Here is a 17,489-nt window from a genome sequence, read left to right as displayed (position 1 = left end):
TAAGACTTAAGGTGCGGTTTATAAAAATATGAATTTTCTAAAAAATAACCAAAATAAACTGTCCCACTTCTGTTTTTTGTGCATATAATCTGACCCAAGCTAATAAACTGTTACAAACCTTACAAAGAGAATGTTTGAGGTGAGGGATCGTTTTATGAAGTAATAGTGAATTATCCTTAGGACATGTTTAAATATAGCAGGTAAGAAAGTTCTTCTTTCTACCGTACGAGTTATTTGTTTTTTGTACGGCACACACTATAAGACAAAGTTAAAAGCGAGTCTCATTTCACACTTCTCAACATCCAATTTAGGGAGGGCGAGTGGTGTGCACGATTACATCAAAGAGAGAACTATCAAGATTGGAAAGTATATCGTGGAGACGAGAAAAACAGTTCGCGTAATCGCGAAGGAGTTTGGCGTATCCAAAAGTACAGTCCATAAAGATTTAACAGAAAGACTTCCTGAGATTAATCCTGACCTGGCAAATGAAGTAAAGGAAATATTAGATTACCATAAATCAATCCGACATTTGCGTGGAGGAGAAGCAACAAAAATGAAATACAAAAAAGAAGAGCTTGAGGAAGAACCCATCAAATAATAAAATGCGAAAAGCGCTTCGGATAGCCTCTCTATCCTTAAGAAAAGAAAGAATTGAATACATTCACTTCATTCAAAACTTAAGCGTTCAGCGGGCTATAAATTGTAACTCGATAATTTATTTTATAGTCAAGCGGGCAGTTTTTAGAAATTCAAAAAAAACTGCCCGTTTGCTATGCAAAATCATACAGAGTTGAAGTGAAAAACGACAAGGTCTAACAACATAAGTCAAATATCCTTAAAATGTCACAATTATTTTGACAAATAGTTACTTATTCCTTCATAGTTGTGCTAAAATATAAAATTAGGATAATGAACTTGATTTGCTATAATGACGTGGAGGCAACTGATACATAAATACATCTTTTCTCATTCGTGAGAAAAGATTTTGCATGTTAAAGAAATCAATGCGGAAGCGTAAAATAGAGACGTCGTTTGCTGGTAATTAACAAGAGAGACCTCTTGTATGCAAAGCTTGAGCGATTCTAATTACTTATGCCTTGAATAAGTAAATTCGCTTAATTAATCATAAGCAGCATATGGTGTTATCGAAAAGTTGCGAGGAGGAACAGAAAGAAAATGTTTGCTAGGGATATTGGGATTGATTTAGGGACTGCCAATGTGCTGATTCACGTAAAGGGACGTGGAATCGTACTAAATGAGCCATCTGTTGTAGCGATTGATAAAAACACTAATAAAGTACTGGCTGTAGGTGAAGAAGCTCGCCGTATGGTTGGACGTACACCTGGGAATATTATAGCCATTCGTCCGTTAAAGGATGGAGTCATTGCTGATTTTGACGTCACTGAGGCAATGTTAAAGCATTTTATAGATAAATTGAATGTAAAGGGCTTTCTATCAAAGCCACGCATTTTAATTTGCTGCCCAACTAACGTAACAAGTGTAGAACAGAAAGCAATTAAAGAAGCGGCTGAGAAAAGCGGCGGAAAGAAAGTTTACTTAGAAGAAGAACCTAAAGTTGCGGCGATCGGGGCTGGGATGGATATTTTTCAGCCAAGCGGAAATATGGTTGTAGATATCGGTGGAGGTACAACAGATGTTGCTGTACTTTCAATGGGTGATATCGTTACTTCATCTTCTATTAAAATGGCTGGAGATAAATTTGATAATGAAATCCTTCAGTATATTAAGAAAGAGTACAAACTCCTTATAGGGGAAAGAACGGCTGAAGATATTAAAACTTCCATCGCAACGGTGTTCCCAGGCTTAAGAAACGAAAGTATGGACATAAGAGGCCGTGATATGGTGTCAGGTCTTCCTAGAACGATTACTGTTCACTCTGAAGAAATCGAGCAAGCGTTAAAAGAGCCTGTAGATGTAATTGTTCATGCCGCAAAAAGCGTCCTTGAAAGAACACCGCCTGAGCTTTCAGCAGATATTATTGACCGCGGCGTAATCTTAACTGGTGGTGGAGCATTGCTTCATGGCATCGACATGCTGCTTGCTGAAGAACTTAAAGTTCCTGTCTTAATCGCAGAAAATCCAATGGATTGCGTTGCGGTTGGAACTGGCATCATGCTTGATAATATTGATAAGCTGCCAAGACGTAAATTAAGCTAACATAACTAGATATGGCTGACCTTATAGAGCATCTCTGTTAGGCCAGCCTTTTTTAGCTATATTTTGATATACGCGTTTGAAAGAGAAAGGGCCTTATGAGGAGGCAGTTTCTCCTGCTATAAAAAAATTGCTTTATTTTCCGATATAGACTATATGGAATATCTAGTGAAAATGAGGGGTGAACATCATGTTCAGAGGATTTTATACAGTTGCATCAGGCATGCTTGCTCAGCAAAGACGAACAGAAATGTTAACAAATAATATGGCTAATGCCAATACACCGGGCTTCAAGGCTGATCAATCTGCAATGAGCAGCTTCTCGGACATGCTGCTTAAGCGGTATGATCAGCAAACGATACCAACAAAAAAAGGGTTAAGTTTGCCAGTAAATCCGACTGTCGGCAGCATTAGCACAGGTGTGTACATGCAGGAAGCGGTTCCGTTATTTGCACAAGGAGATATTCGGGAAACCAGCATGGATACTGATATAGCTTTAGTTAATGGAAATCTACCTGAAAATGCTTCTGTATTTTTTACTGTAACAGGCCCTACAGGAGACGTGAGATATACGAGAAATGGTAATTTCACTCTTGATGGACAGGGGTTTTTGACGACTGCCAGCGGGCTCTATGTTCTTGATGAAGGCGGTCAGCGGATTCAATTATCCAGTGATGACTTTACGGTTACAGAAGAAGGATTATTGACCGGTTCTGGAGGAGAAACAGCAAGAATAGGTGTTGCCTATGCTGAAGATGCAAATCGTCTTGTAAAAGAAGGGGACGGCCTTTATGCAGCTGAGGATGGTGCATTGCCAATTGCTTATGGTAATGGAGATATTCAGTTTAAGCTCCAGCAAGGATATCTTGAGCAATCGAATGTAGATACAAGCAGAACAATGACTGATATGATGACAGCTTATCGCGCATTTGAGGCAAATCAAAAAGTGCTGCAAGCATATGACCGCAGTATGGAGAAAGTCGCAAATGAAGTTGGCAGAATTGGCTAATAAGTTAATGAAGATCCCGAAAAAGGGGGAGATTAAGTGAATAGAACAATGATCACCGCAACGAACACTTTATCACAGTTGCAAAAGCAAATGGATATCGCAAGCCATAATCTTTCGAATGTGAGCACAACCGGTTATAAGCGGAGAGAAACGAGCTTTTCTGAAATGCTTGTCCAGCAATTTAATAATCATCCTAATGAGAGCCCTGAAATTAATCGAATGACCCCCGCAGGCATTAGACAGGGGGTTGGTGCCAAGCTGGGCCAATCGCAAATGGTAGCGGACTTAGGAAGCCTTAACACGACAAACCGCCCGTTGGATTTTGCCTTAACAACCGAAGGACAATACTTTCGTGTGCTTCAGCAAACTGAGAATGGTGCCTCTCTAAGGTTTACGAGAGACGGCGCATTTTATTTGACGCCAACAGGGCAAAATGAGAATATGCTCGTAACAAGTGAGGGACATGCAGTTCTCGATCAGAATAATAATCCTATTATTATTTCTGGTGATGCAAGCAATTATAAATTACTTGATAATGGACGTCTTCAAGTGCAATTGAACAATGGCGGTTCACAAGAAATCGATTTAGGTATATCATTGGTGCGTAAGCCACAGTTTTTAGAACAGGTTGGAGGCAATCTGCTGGGGCTGCCTAATGATTTGGCGGCTTTAAACGTAACAGCAGCTGACATTTATACAGATTTAAATGGCCAGATGAGCAACGGTATAGCATTATCTCAAGGCATGCTGGAACAATCTAATGTTGACATGGGTAAGGAAATGACAGATATCATGAATATACAGCGCTCCTACCAATTCCAGTCTCGATCTATTTCCATGGCTGACCAAATGATGGGTTTAATTAATGGAATCCGTTAAAGGGGAAAAAATTATATGTCACTAAATAACGAACAAGAACAATCAACAAAGGGAACAGAAAAACTAAATAGGGAAAAATCTGCAGCCAAAGAGGCCAAGTCACCGAAAGAGCGCATTCGTGTCCGCCTCATTCCAATTTGGCTTCGTATCATCATTGTCATTGTTTTGCTTGCCATCTGCATTATTGGGGGAGCAGCATTCGGCTACGGTGTAATCGGAGAGGGTAATGCTACAGACATCTTCAAAAAGGAAACTTGGTCGCATATTATTGACCTCGTTAAGAAACAGTAGGAAAAGAAGGAGAACTATGTGACTCCTTCTTTTTTGTATTATGGAAGATCAAACTTTGCGTTTTTTCATATTTTTAGTACAATATAAATGAAAGTAATACCTATTATTAGTAGGAGGTACTAAAATGTTAGACATCACACAAATTAAAGAAATTATCCCTCATCGTTATCCCTTTTTATTAGTTGATAAAATCTTGGAAGTGGAAGAAGGTCAAAAAGCAATTGGCATAAAGAATGTAACCGCCAATGAAGAATTTTTTAATGGGCATTTTCCAGACTACCCAGTTATGCCTGGCGTACTGATTGTTGAGGCATTAGCTCAAGTAGGTGCAGTTGCTATGCTCAAAAAAGAAGAAAACCGCGGCCGCCTTGCATTCTTTACAGGAATAGATAAATGCCGCTTTAAAAGACAAGTAAAACCGGGAGATCAGCTTCGTCTAGAAGTGGAAATGACCCGTGTAAAAGGACCAATCGGCAAGGGTAAAGGCATAGCTACTGTCGATGGAGAACTTGTCTGCGAAACAGAAATCATGTTTGCGCTAAAATAAACCTTTAACCGCCAATCAATTTGGCGGTTTTTATTATAGCCGCATTGCTGAATTTATGTTTAATTTTGCAGAAAAGAGAATCCTCACAAGAACTTTACAGCTCGATAACAATCCCATTACATTGACTATTTCACGTTTATTTTTTTATGCAAGGTGAATGCTAATAGTAATGCTGCAGCATAAAATCGGAAAAAATTTCAAGATGACTTTTTGCAAGTTGTATGGTGATTAGGGAAAGATATCAAGAGACCGATATGGTCGACCTAAGAAAGATTAAACTTGAAGGGAGTTTTCTAACGTGAAATCAAATCTTTTAAAGATACTTGGAGGATCAGCTTTATCCGCAATGTTACTTGTAGGTTGTGGAGCGAATGATCAGGAGCCACCTCCAGAAGATGACGACATGATCGAAGAGCCTGGTGGTGTCGAAGATAATAACCAAAACAACGGCAATAACGGCACGAACGACGGAAACGACGTTTATGATAATGATCAAGATGACATCAACAAAGATGATGATGGAATGAATGAAGATAATAAGAACGAAAATGATCCACTTCTTGAAGATGAAGAGAATAATGACAATATGTAATAACCATCATTAAAGAAAAAGGGCAGGTCAAACCTGTCCTTTTTTTTCTTTAAAAAGCACTGTAGCCAACCTGCTTATTTCTTTGCACTAGCTAATCGATGCGCCCGCTTCATTTGTCCTTTGAATTCATTCAACAATTTGTCTCCTGACAATCCCTTCGAAACTAAATCACCTAACAGCACTTCGGCAAATTCATTTCTTTTGCTTCGTATTTTACCTTCAAACAACACGCTCATTTGATCTACAAACTCATTAATTGAAGATATTTTTGTCATAAAATGGGCAGGGTCATTATCCTTTTTAGAAATGACAACCTGTAGCGGGACCTCTTGCCCTTTTTTCTCTAGCTTTGAAAAAAAAGACAGAAACTTCTTGTCAATAAAGGCCTCGAGAAGCCACCTGCTTTTCTCATCCTCTTTATTGATAATTAAGCCATCTTCAAGAGTGATATCCACAAGCTCATCCTCATCCCATACCTGCATTGACACTAGCTTAAATGTCTTCATGCTACCCCTCCCTTTCTTATTCGCTGTCGATTACCAAAATTATATCACACGAAAATAAGAAAGCGAATTTTCCTGGAAACTTCCAGTTTGTCGAAAAATATATGTCGCATAATGTAAAATTGAATTTTCATAAGAAAAAAACATATGAAAATTCAATTTTTGACAATTTATTGTCCATTTTTTAGTGATAAATGGTGTGGAAAATTCAATTATCCTTTTTTTACAACGAGTGATCATGACATTATGCTATTAAAAGAAAGGAGGAATGACTTTGATTAACCAAGTGATTCTGGTGGGGAGATTAACGCGTAAGCCTGAGTTAAAAAGTACACCGGATGGACGATCTGTGTTGAACGTAATACTGGCTGTTAATCGGCAATTTCGCAATGAGAGCGGGGAAAAGGAGGCTGATTTCGTTCAATGTATATTGTGGAGGAAAACGGCTGAAAATCTTGCACAGTATTGTACAAAAGGGTCTCTTATTGGTATTACAGGCAGGATTCAAACTAGATCCTACGATAATAGCGATAGAAAGCGTGTTTTCGTGACAGAAGTGATAGCGGAGCAGGTTCAGTTTTTGGATAATAAAAGAAAAGAGATGCCTGAACGATCTTTAAAAAAAGAGGAGATGAGACGAGATGGAAGGGAAATCAGTCGAAGTGAAAGCGACAGAGTCCTTGCTGGAAAGTCTAATAAAGATGCTTGGTAGATCTAATCAGCGTGTGGATGAATTATATCATCGCGTTATACAATTGGAAATGTATATCCATGAATCACGAGACTCCAATGAGAGAAATACTGAAGGATTAAGGACATTTTCATAATTTATCATCATTCAGGACAATCCCCGCAAAAGCCTCATTATAGAAAATCAATTAACATCCTCGATCTTTCTCCCCATTATTGCCGATGCAAAAGTGCATTGGCATTTTCTTATTGATTTTATGCGTTAAATCAGCATAGCCTCTAATTTGCGTAAATAAATCAGAAGATTAAAAATAAATAAAAGGACCTATCATAAATTTTGGTAATCAGTACTTTAGTACTCTAAAACTAAAAAAATGGTTGTGTTACCTTTAAATAGAAATAAAAAAATTCTGAATTATAAAAAAGGGGAGTTGGATGGTGAGGAAAAGCCGAATTCTAGTCGTTTTAATCGCTTTTCTGCTCGTGTTCTCAAGTTCTGTTTCAGCCGCAGTGCCGAACAAGGTCGAGAATACAAAAGCAAAAGAGAATCAGACCACTTTACAGAAGCTTGAAAAAAGCGAGGTGGACAAGCAGTATAAAAATACAGATATTGTTCGTGTCATCGTTGAAATGAAGAGTGACCCAACCATTCTGTATGCCCAAAAACAAAAGAAAATGTATAAAGAATTGCCTGAGGCAAAAAAGAAGCAGCTCACAAATGAAAAATTAGCGGAGCAGCAAGCAGTAAAAAACCAAGTGAAGAAAAACAAAGTTAAATTGGTAGAACATGAAAGCTTTACAACGGTTGTGAATGGCTTCAGTGCAGAAATGATGTACGGAGATATAGAAAAAGTAAAAGAAATAAAAAATGTCTCTTCGGTTGAAGTTGTAAATGAATATGAGCGACCTGAAGAAGCGCCAGATATGGTTTACAGTAAAGAATTAGTACAAGCGCAAGAAGCTTGGAGAGACTATGGCTATAAAGGGAATGGCATGGTCGTTGGCGTGATTGACACGGGTATTGACCCAGGTCACCAAGATATGGTTTTATCAGATGAAACAGAAGTGGATTTGACAGAGAGTAAGGTCGACCGCATTAAAAGAGATAGCGACCTGTCGGGTTCATACTATACAGAAAAAGTTCCATATGCCTATAACTATATGGACGAAAATGACATTATCCAGGATGTAGCACCAGGTGCCAACATGCATGGCATGCACGTATCGGGCACTGTTGGAGCTAATGGAAACGAAGATGACGGCGGTATTAAGGGTGTCGCACCTGAAGCGCAAATTTTAGGATTAAAGGTTTTTGGCAATGATCCAAACTTTCGCTCAACATATGGTGATATTTATGTAAAGGCAATTGATGACGCAATCGTTCTTGGTGCAGACGTGCTGAACATGAGCTTAGGTTCTCCAGCGAGTTTTGTATCTCCTGATTCAGCTGAGCATAAAGCGGTTGGCAGAGCAGTTGAAAACGGTATTTTAATGTCAATTTCTGCGGGTAACTCTGCACACTTTGGCAATGGATTCGCTAACCCCACTTCTGAAAACCCTGATGTAGGTGTAGTGGGTGCACCAGGTATTTCTTATGATTCACTTCAAGTGGCTTCAATTGAAAATCATTTTATGGATCTTGATGCAGTCAAAGTAGAGTTTGGCGGGGAATCTAGTGAATCACCATTCTTATCTGCTGGAAGCAAGCATCCAAATGATGTTGAAACAAAAACTTTTGATGTGGCTGATGGCGGTTTAGGATACCCTGAGGAACTCTCAGATGTTTCTGGAAAGTATGCGATGGTTCAACGCGGAGGATTAACGTTTATTGAAAAGGCTGTAAATGCACAAGCTGCTGGAGCGGTTGGAGTAATTATTTACAATAATGCAGATGGCTATGTAAACATGGCATCTGATCCAAGCATTACAATTCCTCAATTATTCATGCTTAAGAATGATGGGGACAAAATTGTATCAGCTATTCGTGGTGGTGAAAAAGTGACTTTTACATTTGAAGGTGAAAAAACAACAGCGCCAAACCCTGAAGGCGGAAAAATGAGTGATTTCACTTCATGGGGTGTGACGCCTAGCCTTGATTTCAAACCGGAAATTACAGCACCAGGTGGACAAATATATTCTACTTTAGAAAATGGACAATACGGAATGATGAGCGGTACATCTATGGCAGCTCCTCACGTTGCCGGTGGTGCAGCCCTTGTTTTACAAAGAGTAGATGCGGACTTTGATTTAATCGGCTATGATCGTGTGTATACTGCGAAAAATATTATGATGAATACAGCTCAGCCTGTTGTCGATCAAGGAACAGTGAATAGTTCACTTGAATGGAACCTGCCATATTCTCCACGTCGTCAAGGCTCTGGAATTATGCAGCTTCATTCAGCTCTTTCAACGCCTGTTGTAGTCACAGAAGTCGAAACGGATGAAGCAAAGGTTGCTTTGAAAGAGGTGGGCAATCAGTTCGAATTCACTTTAAAGGCTCAAAACTTTAGTGACGAAGATGTAACCTATGATGCTGCAGCCAATATTCAAACTGATTTTGCTGCCTATGGAGAATTAGGATGGGCAGTAGACGAGCTTGAAACGCAAGGGTTATTGAATGTAAATGTTACTGTTGATGGTCAGGATTCAGCTGAAATTACTGTTCCAGCTGGAGGTTCAGTCACATTCACAGTAGTCGCAGACGTGAGTAATGCTCAAGTGGTAGATCCTAGCCGCACTGGTGATTGGACGACTCCAGTTGATGTAGATGAAGTATTCCCGAATGGATATTTTGTTGAAGGTTATGTGACATTAACTGATTCAGCAGATACACATCCGCAATTATCTGTTCCGTATGTTGGCTTTAAAGGCAACTGGGATCAAGCGCCTATTTTGGATGGATTGAAGTATGATGATGATTCTTTCTACGGTATGGCTGGAGCAGTTTATGCGGAAAATGACAGCTATAATTATTTAGGATATAATCCGATCAACGGAAAATTTGAAGCGGATAAAATAGCAATTTCTCCAAATGGAGATAAAGTTCAGGAAGCGTTCATTCCAGCTCTTACTTTCTTGCGAAATGCAAAAAAGGTAGAATTCAATATCGTTGATGAAGACGGCAAGCAATTAAGAAAGCTGCGCACCGAAAATGAAGTGCGTAAAGACTATTATGATCGTGGAAACGGTTCGTATTATAAATTGAATCCTAGTTGGAAATGGGACGGGAAAATCAAAAACAAGGTAGCTGCCGATGGTCAATATTATTTTGAAATTAAATCGGTTATTGACTTCCCTGATGCTGAGTGGCAATCAGTTAAGATTCCAGTTAAAATCGATACAATTGCACCGGAAGTGGCGTTTGATGTTGTTGAGGATAATACAGCATTAAGCATTAATGCTGAGGATAATGAAGGCGGTTCTGGCATATCCTATTTAGATATTTTAATAGATGGCGAGACTGTTCTTGATGAGCCTCTTGCTGGAGATGCAAGTGAATACGCATTTGGTGAAGAATTAGAAGTTGGTTCCGTAGTAACTGTTGAGTCTTATGATTTTGCTGGCAACAAAACAGCAGTTGAGGCTGAGGTAACTGAAGTGAACCATGATAAAAAAGCGCCAGAGGTTTATTTGGATAGTCCAGACGCATTAGGTACGGTAAATACAAATGATGTTAAATTCACCGGAAAGGTAGTAGATGAGTCTGATATTGACGAATTTACGATTGCTGGACAAGACGTAGAGTTAACTTACAATGAAGAGAAAGCTGAGTATACATTCGATACAACGCTTCATTTTGAAGATGGTGTTCCTTCATTTGAAGTGAAAGCAGTTGACTCTGCAGGGAATGTTTCTAAATTCAAGCGCACAATCATGGTTGATGCAACAGCTCCAGAAGTTGAAGTAATCGGCGCTCCTGCTAGCGAGTATATCGAGCATGGTGCTGACAATCCGATTGTTGATGTGAGAGTGGCTGATAATTTTGATGAAATTCGCTTCTATTTAGATGGAGACGAGCTGTTCTTCAAGGAGTTCCAAGCTCCATATGAAATGAGAAGCTTCGAGCATGTCATTGAAGAAATTGAATTAGAGCTAAAAGAGGGCCCTAACCAATTTACATTTGAAGCAACAGACCTTGCAGGAAACAAAACAGTAAGAACATTGGACTTGTTCAAACTTGGTGAAGGTGAAACAGCTCCGGAAACTGGCGAAACACCAGACGGAGGGAAATTCAACCCGAACCCAGTCCCTGAAAAACCAGGAAAAATCATTAAGCCTGAGCTTCCGGGTGGCGGTGGCGGCATTAAAGCCCCAGCACCTTCACCTACCAAGCCGATTACCACTGGCAATCCAGGCATCGGTGTTAAAATAAGCTTATAAACCTTATGCTTACACAAAGTAAATTCACGGTAAGGACAAAGGAAGAATGAAAGAGAGAAAAAATTAAATCCCAAAATCAAAAAATCAAAATCAAAATCAAAAAATCAAAATCAAAAAATCAAAATCAAAAAATCAAAAAATCAAAAAATCAAAAAATCAAAAAATCAAAAAATCAAAATCAAAATCAAAAAATTTCAAAAAATCCCCCACCCGCAAAGCGGCTGGGGGATTTTTTGAGTACCTGTCACCTCCATAATTCGACAAAGGTACCTGTCACCCACAAATTTCGACAAGCTCGAAAAAAAGTTTAAAAATATTGATGTGGGTATTAAGAACTGGGAGGAATGTGCAATGTTTCGTCGAATTATAATTTAAGGTTAGGGGTTGCTGCGCTTTGCAGAGGCTAGCGGATTGACCATTTATTTTTAGCAGTTTAAATATAGGCGAAAGGAGGCTGATCATTTGAAAGAAAGAGAAAGATATCTTTATTTTTTTAAGAGGGGGGAAAATCAAATTAATATTAACCATCAGCCGACATTTTATGACGCCCTTCAACTGATTAAACGTCCTGAAATTTCAACATATCACAAACTTCCAATTAAGAAAAATACCCCAATCATTCTTCACTACATCAAGAAACAACCACCACAATATAAGCTTGAATTTGAGAAAAAAATATTATTCGTACACGATGTACATGCGGGAGACTTGTTAAAGTTCTTATCTTGTTTCCTCATTAAGGATGGAGAGCGTGTGACATACATGACAAATAAGAGAAATGCCCCAGGTGTTGTTAGTAAACGGTTACAAAATTAAAAATACCCCTAAGGAAATAACTCCTTTAGGGGCAGTCAGTGCAACACAGTAAGCTTAGGAAAGCAAAATTAAATCACGTAGCTCATCCGTAGAAAGCTCTGTTAACCAGCCTTCGCTCTGGATAATCTGATCATTTAGCGTTTGCTTTTGATCGAGCATGGCGTCAATTTTCTCTTCTAAAGTTCCTGTACAAATCAGTTTATGAACTTGAACAAAACGCTTCTGACCAATGCGGTATGCCCGGTCAGTTGCTTGATTTTCAACTGCTGGATTCCACCATCGATCATAATGGATCACATGATTGGCGGCTGTTAAGTTCAGACCCGTCCCCCCAGCTTTTAATGACAGTAAAAAAACTGGAAATTCTTGCTTTTGAAAGCGTTCAATCATAAGATCCCGTTCACTTTTAGGTACACTACCATTTAAAAATGGCACATCAAATCCATATTTTTCTTCAAGCATTTTCTGGATCATCTTCCCCATCTCAATATATTGGGTGAATATTAAACAGCTTTCGCCCTGGTGATGGACAGCGCTGACAAGTTCATCCAGCTTCTCTAACTTTGTCGAACGCCCAATTGATACATCCCCGGTAAATTCTTTCAAATACAGTGCTGGATGATTGCATAACTGCTTTAATCGGCTTAATAATTGTAAAATTAAACCTTTTCTTTCGAAGCCAGTCAGCTTTTCAATTTGGGCAAAAGTATCTTGAACGAGCTGTTCATATAGAGATGCTTGTTCGGCTGTGAGTGGACAGTATTCTTTTTGTTCCTGTTTATCCGGCAGATTGAGTGCCACATCTTCATCCTTTTTCGTACGGCGCAATAGAAAGGGGCGAATATACGCCTGCAGCTGTTGAACCTTCCCTTTATCATTATCCTTCTCGATTGGAAGAACAAAGCGTTTATGGAACTGGCCAAGGCTGCCCAAATAGCCATGATTCGTAAAATCGAATATGGACCAAAGCTCAGTTAATCTATTTTCCATCGGCGTACCGGTGAGTGCAATATGGTGCTTGCCTTTTAATTTTCTAACTGCACGAGATTGCTTAGTTTGTGCATTTTTAATATTTTGCGCTTCATCGATGCTGACAGAGCTCCATTCAACCTGCTCCAAGCTTTCAATATCCAAATGCGTTAAACCATAAGAGGTTAAAACTATATCTGCATTCATCACCGCTTTATTAAGGTCTTGCCCCTTCAGGCGGTGTGTTCCATAGTGCAGATGGACATTCAGTTTAGGTGCGAACCGTTCTATTTCCTTTTGCCAGTTTCCAAGCACTGATGTTGGGCAAATAATAAGAGCAGGACCGTCCTCACCTTGTTCTCTCACTTTAAGGATATAGGATAATAGCTGGACGGTTTTCCCGAGTCCCATATCATCTGCTAATATGGCACCAAATCCAAATTGCCGCAAGAATAATAGCCAGCTCATCCCAAGCTGCTGATAGGGGCGAAGTTCACCCTTGAAGCTTGTAGGAACCATTTCCTGCGGAATATCTTTAATACTGCGCAGCTGTTTCACCATTTGCTTCCATTGGCGGTTGATTTCAATCTGGATCTTGGCGAAAGCCTTATCGTTTAACAAATCATCGCTGTCTTCTTCCTCATGAAGAAGTTCCTGCTCAATTAAATCGCGCACATGCAGGCCTTCCTTTTCCGCCTGCTTCATGAGATCCTGAATTTGTCGCACAAAATGTGGATCAAGCTTAATCCAACGGCCACGGATATAAACAAGTCGCCGTTTTTCTTCCACCATTGTACGAAATTCTTCTTCAGAAAGGTCAATGCCATTCATGGAAAAGCGCCAATCATAATCAAGCATCGCTTGCAAGCCGACAAATGAAGGACGATTGCTGCTGGAACCTTTTACTTTGGCCTTTACTTTCATGCTAGCCTTTTGCATTGCCTGCCACCAGGATGGTAAAAGTATTTCCACCCCGAGTGCAAGCAATGTTTCACTCGCTTCAGTAAGGAATGTCCACGCTTCATCTTCGGTCAATTGGGTTGTGAGCTTGTTTTTTTCACCTTGCAGCCATGGGAACACTTGTATCCAGCGCTTGAATTCTTTTTCTATGTCATCTTCATAATCATGCCAGTTAAGCGGGTAATTTGAATAGTCTTTAAAGTCAACAAAGATATCAGGATCTTCTTTTCCTCGCAAAAAAATAGAAAGCTCCCAGCTGTCATCTAACTCCGCAGGCTCCTCAAGTTTTAATCCAATGGTAAACGGAATAGGATTCGCGCTGACGCGAATCCATTCCTGCCAGCTTTCCTCATCAAAATAAGCAGTTAAGGCTTTCGGCGACAAATGCTCACTGCGAAGTGCTTTTAATTTTTCACCAAACGCAGCCTTTGCTTGTTTATTGCGATTTAAATAGTGATCAAGCGCATGATGAAAAAGTTGTTCAACAAATGGTTTCACTTCTTCTGAACCGATGGTTTGAGTCCAGAAGGAGTGATGGAATTCATCAATTACATCGGTCGGCAGTGCCCACCGGAACTCGTCATTCTCCCATGATGAAAAGTCAGGCATCCACATTTTTTCATCAATGGATTCTTTAAGTATGGGGGCTGAGGATAAACAAATTTCTGCCGCCTCGTCCCAGTCCCACTCAATGAGACGATTGAATTGCTCAGTCGCAAATAAAGTAATTAATGACCAGCTGTCGAGAATAAACCCGTGGATGCCATCAATATTTTTATCTTCAACCATCGTCCCATAGAAGCTTTCTGCATGTGAATGAAACAGCATCGGTTTCCAATCTAATGGGTTAAGGGGACGCCCCTTTTCATTTAGTGCATAAATGAGAAAGGAGTCGTGATTTATTCTTTTTATTTTTATATGAATATATCTAGTTTTAAGCATGAATGAGCTTACCCCTTTTACACTCTTCCTGGAAGGCTCGAAGACGTTTAGTTTTTTCCAATAGCTCTTCTAAAAATTGTTCCCATTGTTCGCTCTGTTTTAATTTTTTATATAGTGTGCGCAGCTTTTTCATTTTTCGGACAGCATGGCGGTAATGGTCACGGTTTTTCATATCAATATCCTTTTGAATCGCTTGATGATAGAGCGGCAATAAAAGCTGCGGATATTCTTTTTCAATCACCTTCAAACGATTTTCAGGAATGTCTGTTAGACCGATGCCAATAAGAGCCTGAAGGTCGGTCCATTTTTCTAGCTGAGCCTGTTCGAAAAGGAACTCCTCATAGTAATAAAAGCTGTATGGCAATGTTTCCATCAGTGCTTTTTCATATAAGTCGCTCCGGTTCATGTGACTGCAATAAGGTGTAATCACATCCAGTACGATTTTTACAAATTCTACGCATTTATGATGATAATATTCCGTCTCTAAATAATGTCTTGTATTTGATAAAAGTTTTTCGATAAAGCCTTCCAGCCTCGTATATTCTTTTTGGCCATTAAAATAATCTATCCAGTAAAAAAGATACGGTGCGAATTCTCCATCTTCCTTAGGCAACATAGCAAGTGCAGCATCATCGTTATGCAGCAGAATATGAATATGCGCCTTTCCAACAATCATAGGAAGAGTAGATGGATCATCGAATGTATTTAACTTTTCCAGTTCAGCTTCACGCCAGTCTTTATTCTTGAAAAAATTAGTCCAAAGGCGGCGATAAAGCTGGGTCCGTTCATATTCAACCAATGTGCTAGTATTATGAATTAAGTTTGCTGAATGATCTTTTAGCTTAGTGATATAAGAATCGAAAGCAAAGGGGACGGTGACAGCAGACAATCGCTTCATCATGACAACCGCTTCTTCCATCAAGTCCTGAAAAAGGTGAAGATAATAGCGATTGATATCATCCGTATCATGACCGCAATCAGCAGCAAAACGATCCAATAAATCAAAGGAATGGATGGAGCAGATAAGCTGGTAAAGTGATTTCCATTCTTTTTTCATTGGAGAGCTAGCATTGATTCTTCTTAAATATATGTGAAAAAGGTCAGGAACGACATACGGTTTCGGATATTTACTTGATTGCAGCATAATGTTTTCGAAGTTCTCATTAAATAACTGAATCCAGCGGTCATAATCCGGTTCAGCATCCTTTTCATTTTTAATTAAATCCTTTGCCCGCTTTAGCCCGAGCTCTGCCAGCGTTTTTTTCTCCTTAATTGGTAAACGCCATCCTTCTAGCCAAGTTGATACACTGTTTTTCTTTGATAATAGGTGGAAAAAGACGGCCATTTGATGGCGGCAATATTCTTCGGCAGGGCAAGAGCAAGTACTGAATGAGAAGTCATCAAGGTTAAGCTCAACATTCACACGAGTCACATCGAGCACAACGGCTTTAATCGTCGACTGCTCAAACCGGACATTCTTGACAAGTCCCTGACGATATAAAATCAACCCTTTCTGAACAAGCGACTGATCCTCAGGCTGATTTGGATTCAAACTCTCTGCAATCCTCTTCGCCGCGACCTCCAAAGGCTCCAAAAACCTCTCCGGAATCATCAACTCCATCAAACACACACCCTCCTTCACAACATTCCTATTCATCCATGTCGAATTTTGTAGGTGACAGGTACCCTTTTTTTGCATTCCTTAATTATATCATTTTTAGATGCTAGGTTGTAGTGGGGGAGAGGGTTGGATATATAGTGTATTTTTTTGCATCTTAATATTTGCAGGAAGCAGTGTTTATATAGGGCGAATTTAAAGTTAAATTAACGAAAGAAACGCACAAACCAGAATGACAGTGCGTTTCTTTAAGGTTTATATAATTTCATTGGAGTTGGATTCATCTACCTTGATAAAGTGAAAACAGCATCAAAAGAAAATATTATTGCTCTAAATCATTCTTTTTATATAAACTATCCAGGCGGTAAGCTCTTTCTAACCATTGGCAATACGTTCCTTTTTTTGCATGAATCGACTCTCCTGGAAAAGATGAAACAATTGGATTTGAGGTAAAAAAATTGGGTTGTTTAATGTATGGGGAGAAAAAATATTTGTAGCTTGACCAATAATAGTTCTGAGGGGTTGAGGAGATCTTTGCGTCAACTGGATTCATATGAATATAGCGACTAACTTCTAACAACCCATAATCATCGTAAACGGGATTGCTGAAAAAACGTTTTTCGAACAAATGCCCCCTTACTTCATATTTCTCATTAAAATAATCTGTATAGCTTTTATTGATTCTCCTCATTACACTTGATAAAGGGATGGAACGGGTCCGAATAAGCAGATGATAATGATTGCTCATCAAACAATAGCTGCAAATTTCCATTTTACTAAACTGATGGACACGATTTAAAATCTTCAAAAACACGAAATAATCCCTCCTCTCCCTAAACAAATTCTCCTGCCAATTCCCTCGATTCCCCACATGATGAAAATGCTCCGGACTCCAGATTCTTCTCTTTCTAACCATTTTATTACCTCCTAATATTTGTATGATGAATACTCCTTGGTGCCTGTCACCTCCAAGGTTCGACATTCCGTGTCGAAACCTGGAGGTGACAGGCACCAACGCGGTTTTAAGCTTTTATCTATTGGTAACTTTAAACTATTCAAAAATATGATTTATAAGTTACAATATAGGTAGACTAGTAAATTTTGGCTTGGGGGACATA

Annotated in this window: 14 protein-coding genes; 10 read left to right on the top strand and 4 right to left on the bottom strand. The window is 39.3% G+C overall.

Annotated features, from left to right (window positions below; translation table 11 throughout):
* Positions 1–325: 325 nt before the first annotated feature.
* The 7 genes from spoIIID to CWS20_RS14360 all read left to right on the top strand — a co-directional run bounded on the left by spoIIID (position 326) and on the right by CWS20_RS14360 (position 5,493).
* Entirely contained in the window at positions 326–598 is a 273-nt protein-coding gene (gene spoIIID, locus CWS20_RS14390) for a sporulation transcriptional regulator SpoIIID (protein ID WP_066189246.1), read from the top strand.
* Positions 599–1,176: 578 nt separating this feature from the next.
* Positions 1,177–2,178, top strand: a complete 1,002-nt coding sequence (locus CWS20_RS14385) for a rod shape-determining protein (protein WP_066189249.1) — start codon at positions 1,177–1,179, stop codon at positions 2,176–2,178.
* A gap of 187 nt (positions 2,179–2,365) precedes the next feature.
* Positions 2,366–3,184 carry a flagellar hook-basal body protein gene (locus tag CWS20_RS14380; protein ID WP_066189252.1) on the top strand — a complete coding sequence of 273 codons (819 nt, stop codon included), beginning with the start codon at positions 2,366–2,368 and terminating at the stop codon, positions 3,182–3,184.
* A gap of 36 nt (positions 3,185–3,220) precedes the next feature.
* Complete coding sequence (locus tag CWS20_RS14375; protein WP_066189256.1) at positions 3,221–4,063, top strand: flagellar hook-basal body protein; 843 nt, start codon at positions 3,221–3,223, stop codon at positions 4,061–4,063.
* Positions 4,064–4,078: 15 nt separating this feature from the next.
* Positions 4,079–4,354 (top strand): DNA-directed RNA polymerase subunit beta, encoded by a 276-nt coding sequence (locus tag CWS20_RS14370; protein WP_066191966.1) that lies wholly within the window; start codon positions 4,079–4,081, stop codon positions 4,352–4,354.
* Positions 4,355–4,478: 124 nt separating this feature from the next.
* Positions 4,479–4,901 (top strand): 3-hydroxyacyl-ACP dehydratase FabZ, encoded by a 423-nt coding sequence (gene fabZ, locus CWS20_RS14365; RefSeq protein WP_066189258.1) that lies wholly within the window; start codon positions 4,479–4,481, stop codon positions 4,899–4,901.
* Between the two features lie 298 nt (positions 4,902–5,199).
* A complete protein-coding gene (locus tag CWS20_RS14360; RefSeq protein ID WP_101226336.1) occupies positions 5,200–5,493 on the top strand; it encodes a hypothetical protein in 294 nt (97 codons plus the stop codon).
* 74 nt (positions 5,494–5,567) lie between these two features.
* Here the strand turns inward: CWS20_RS14360 and CWS20_RS14355 are convergent, their stop codons facing one another.
* Positions 5,568–5,999 (bottom strand): YwpF-like family protein, encoded by a 432-nt coding sequence (locus tag CWS20_RS14355; RefSeq protein WP_066189260.1) that lies wholly within the window; start codon positions 5,997–5,999, stop codon positions 5,568–5,570.
* Positions 6,000–6,270: 271 nt separating this feature from the next.
* Here CWS20_RS14355 and ssb point away from each other — a divergent pair, with 271 nt between their 5' ends.
* The 3 genes from ssb (at position 6,271) to CWS20_RS14335 (ending at position 11,882) form a co-directional block, all read left to right on the top strand.
* Complete coding sequence (gene ssb, locus CWS20_RS14350; protein WP_083957110.1) at positions 6,271–6,708, top strand: single-stranded DNA-binding protein; 438 nt, start codon at positions 6,271–6,273, stop codon at positions 6,706–6,708.
* A 413-nt stretch (positions 6,709–7,121) separates the two neighbouring features.
* The gene (locus CWS20_RS29005; protein WP_066189263.1) at positions 7,122–11,066 is read left to right on the top strand and encodes a S8 family serine peptidase; all 3,945 of its coding nucleotides are present in this window, start codon (positions 7,122–7,124) and stop codon (positions 11,064–11,066) included.
* A gap of 462 nt (positions 11,067–11,528) precedes the next feature.
* Positions 11,529–11,882 (top strand): hypothetical protein, encoded by a 354-nt coding sequence (locus CWS20_RS14335; RefSeq protein ID WP_066189265.1) that lies wholly within the window; start codon positions 11,529–11,531, stop codon positions 11,880–11,882.
* 54 nt (positions 11,883–11,936) lie between these two features.
* Here the strand turns inward: CWS20_RS14335 and CWS20_RS14330 are convergent, their stop codons facing one another.
* The 3 genes from CWS20_RS14330 to CWS20_RS14320 form a co-directional block, all read right to left on the bottom strand.
* Complete coding sequence (locus CWS20_RS14330) at positions 11,937–14,753, bottom strand: DEAD/DEAH box helicase (protein WP_066189267.1); 2,817 nt, start codon at positions 14,751–14,753, stop codon at positions 11,937–11,939.
* Positions 14,746–16,374 (bottom strand): SWIM zinc finger family protein, encoded by a 1,629-nt coding sequence (locus tag CWS20_RS14325; protein ID WP_241504196.1) that lies wholly within the window; start codon positions 16,372–16,374, stop codon positions 14,746–14,748. The genes CWS20_RS14330 and CWS20_RS14325 overlap by 8 nt, the downstream gene beginning before the upstream one ends.
* 319 nt (positions 16,375–16,693) lie before the next feature.
* Positions 16,694–17,185 carry a transposase gene (locus tag CWS20_RS14320; protein WP_241504192.1) on the bottom strand — a complete coding sequence of 164 codons (492 nt, stop codon included), beginning with the start codon at positions 17,183–17,185 and terminating at the stop codon, positions 16,694–16,696.
* Positions 17,186–17,489 lie beyond the last annotated feature (304 nt).

Origin of the sequence: Cytobacillus horneckiae, from assembly GCF_002835735.1 — a bacterium.
GTDB classification, from domain to species: domain Bacteria; phylum Bacillota; class Bacilli; order Bacillales; family Cytobacillaceae; genus Cytobacillus; species Cytobacillus horneckiae.
This window is presented reverse-complemented; position numbering and strand designations above follow the sequence as displayed.

Coding starts and splice junctions, on each gene's coding strand:
- CWS20_RS29005 (WP_066189263.1), top strand. CDS start 7,122: ATGGTGAGGAAAAGCCGAATTCTAGTCGTTTTAATCGCTTTTCTGCTC.
- CWS20_RS14380 (WP_066189252.1), top strand. CDS start 2,366: ATGTTCAGAGGATTTTATACAGTTGCATCAGGCATGCTTGCTCAGCAA.
- CWS20_RS14385 (WP_066189249.1), top strand. CDS start 1,177: ATGTTTGCTAGGGATATTGGGATTGATTTAGGGACTGCCAATGTGCTG.
- fabZ (WP_066189258.1), top strand. CDS start 4,479: ATGTTAGACATCACACAAATTAAAGAAATTATCCCTCATCGTTATCCC.
- CWS20_RS14330 (WP_066189267.1), bottom strand. CDS start 14,753: ATGCTTAAAACTAGATATATTCATATAAAAATAAAAAGAATAAATCAC.
- CWS20_RS14325 (WP_241504196.1), bottom strand. CDS start 16,374: ATGGAGTTGATGATTCCGGAGAGGTTTTTGGAGCCTTTGGAGGTCGCG.
- CWS20_RS14355 (WP_066189260.1), bottom strand. CDS start 5,999: ATGAAGACATTTAAGCTAGTGTCAATGCAGGTATGGGATGAGGATGAG.
- CWS20_RS14370 (WP_066191966.1), top strand. CDS start 4,079: ATGTCACTAAATAACGAACAAGAACAATCAACAAAGGGAACAGAAAAA.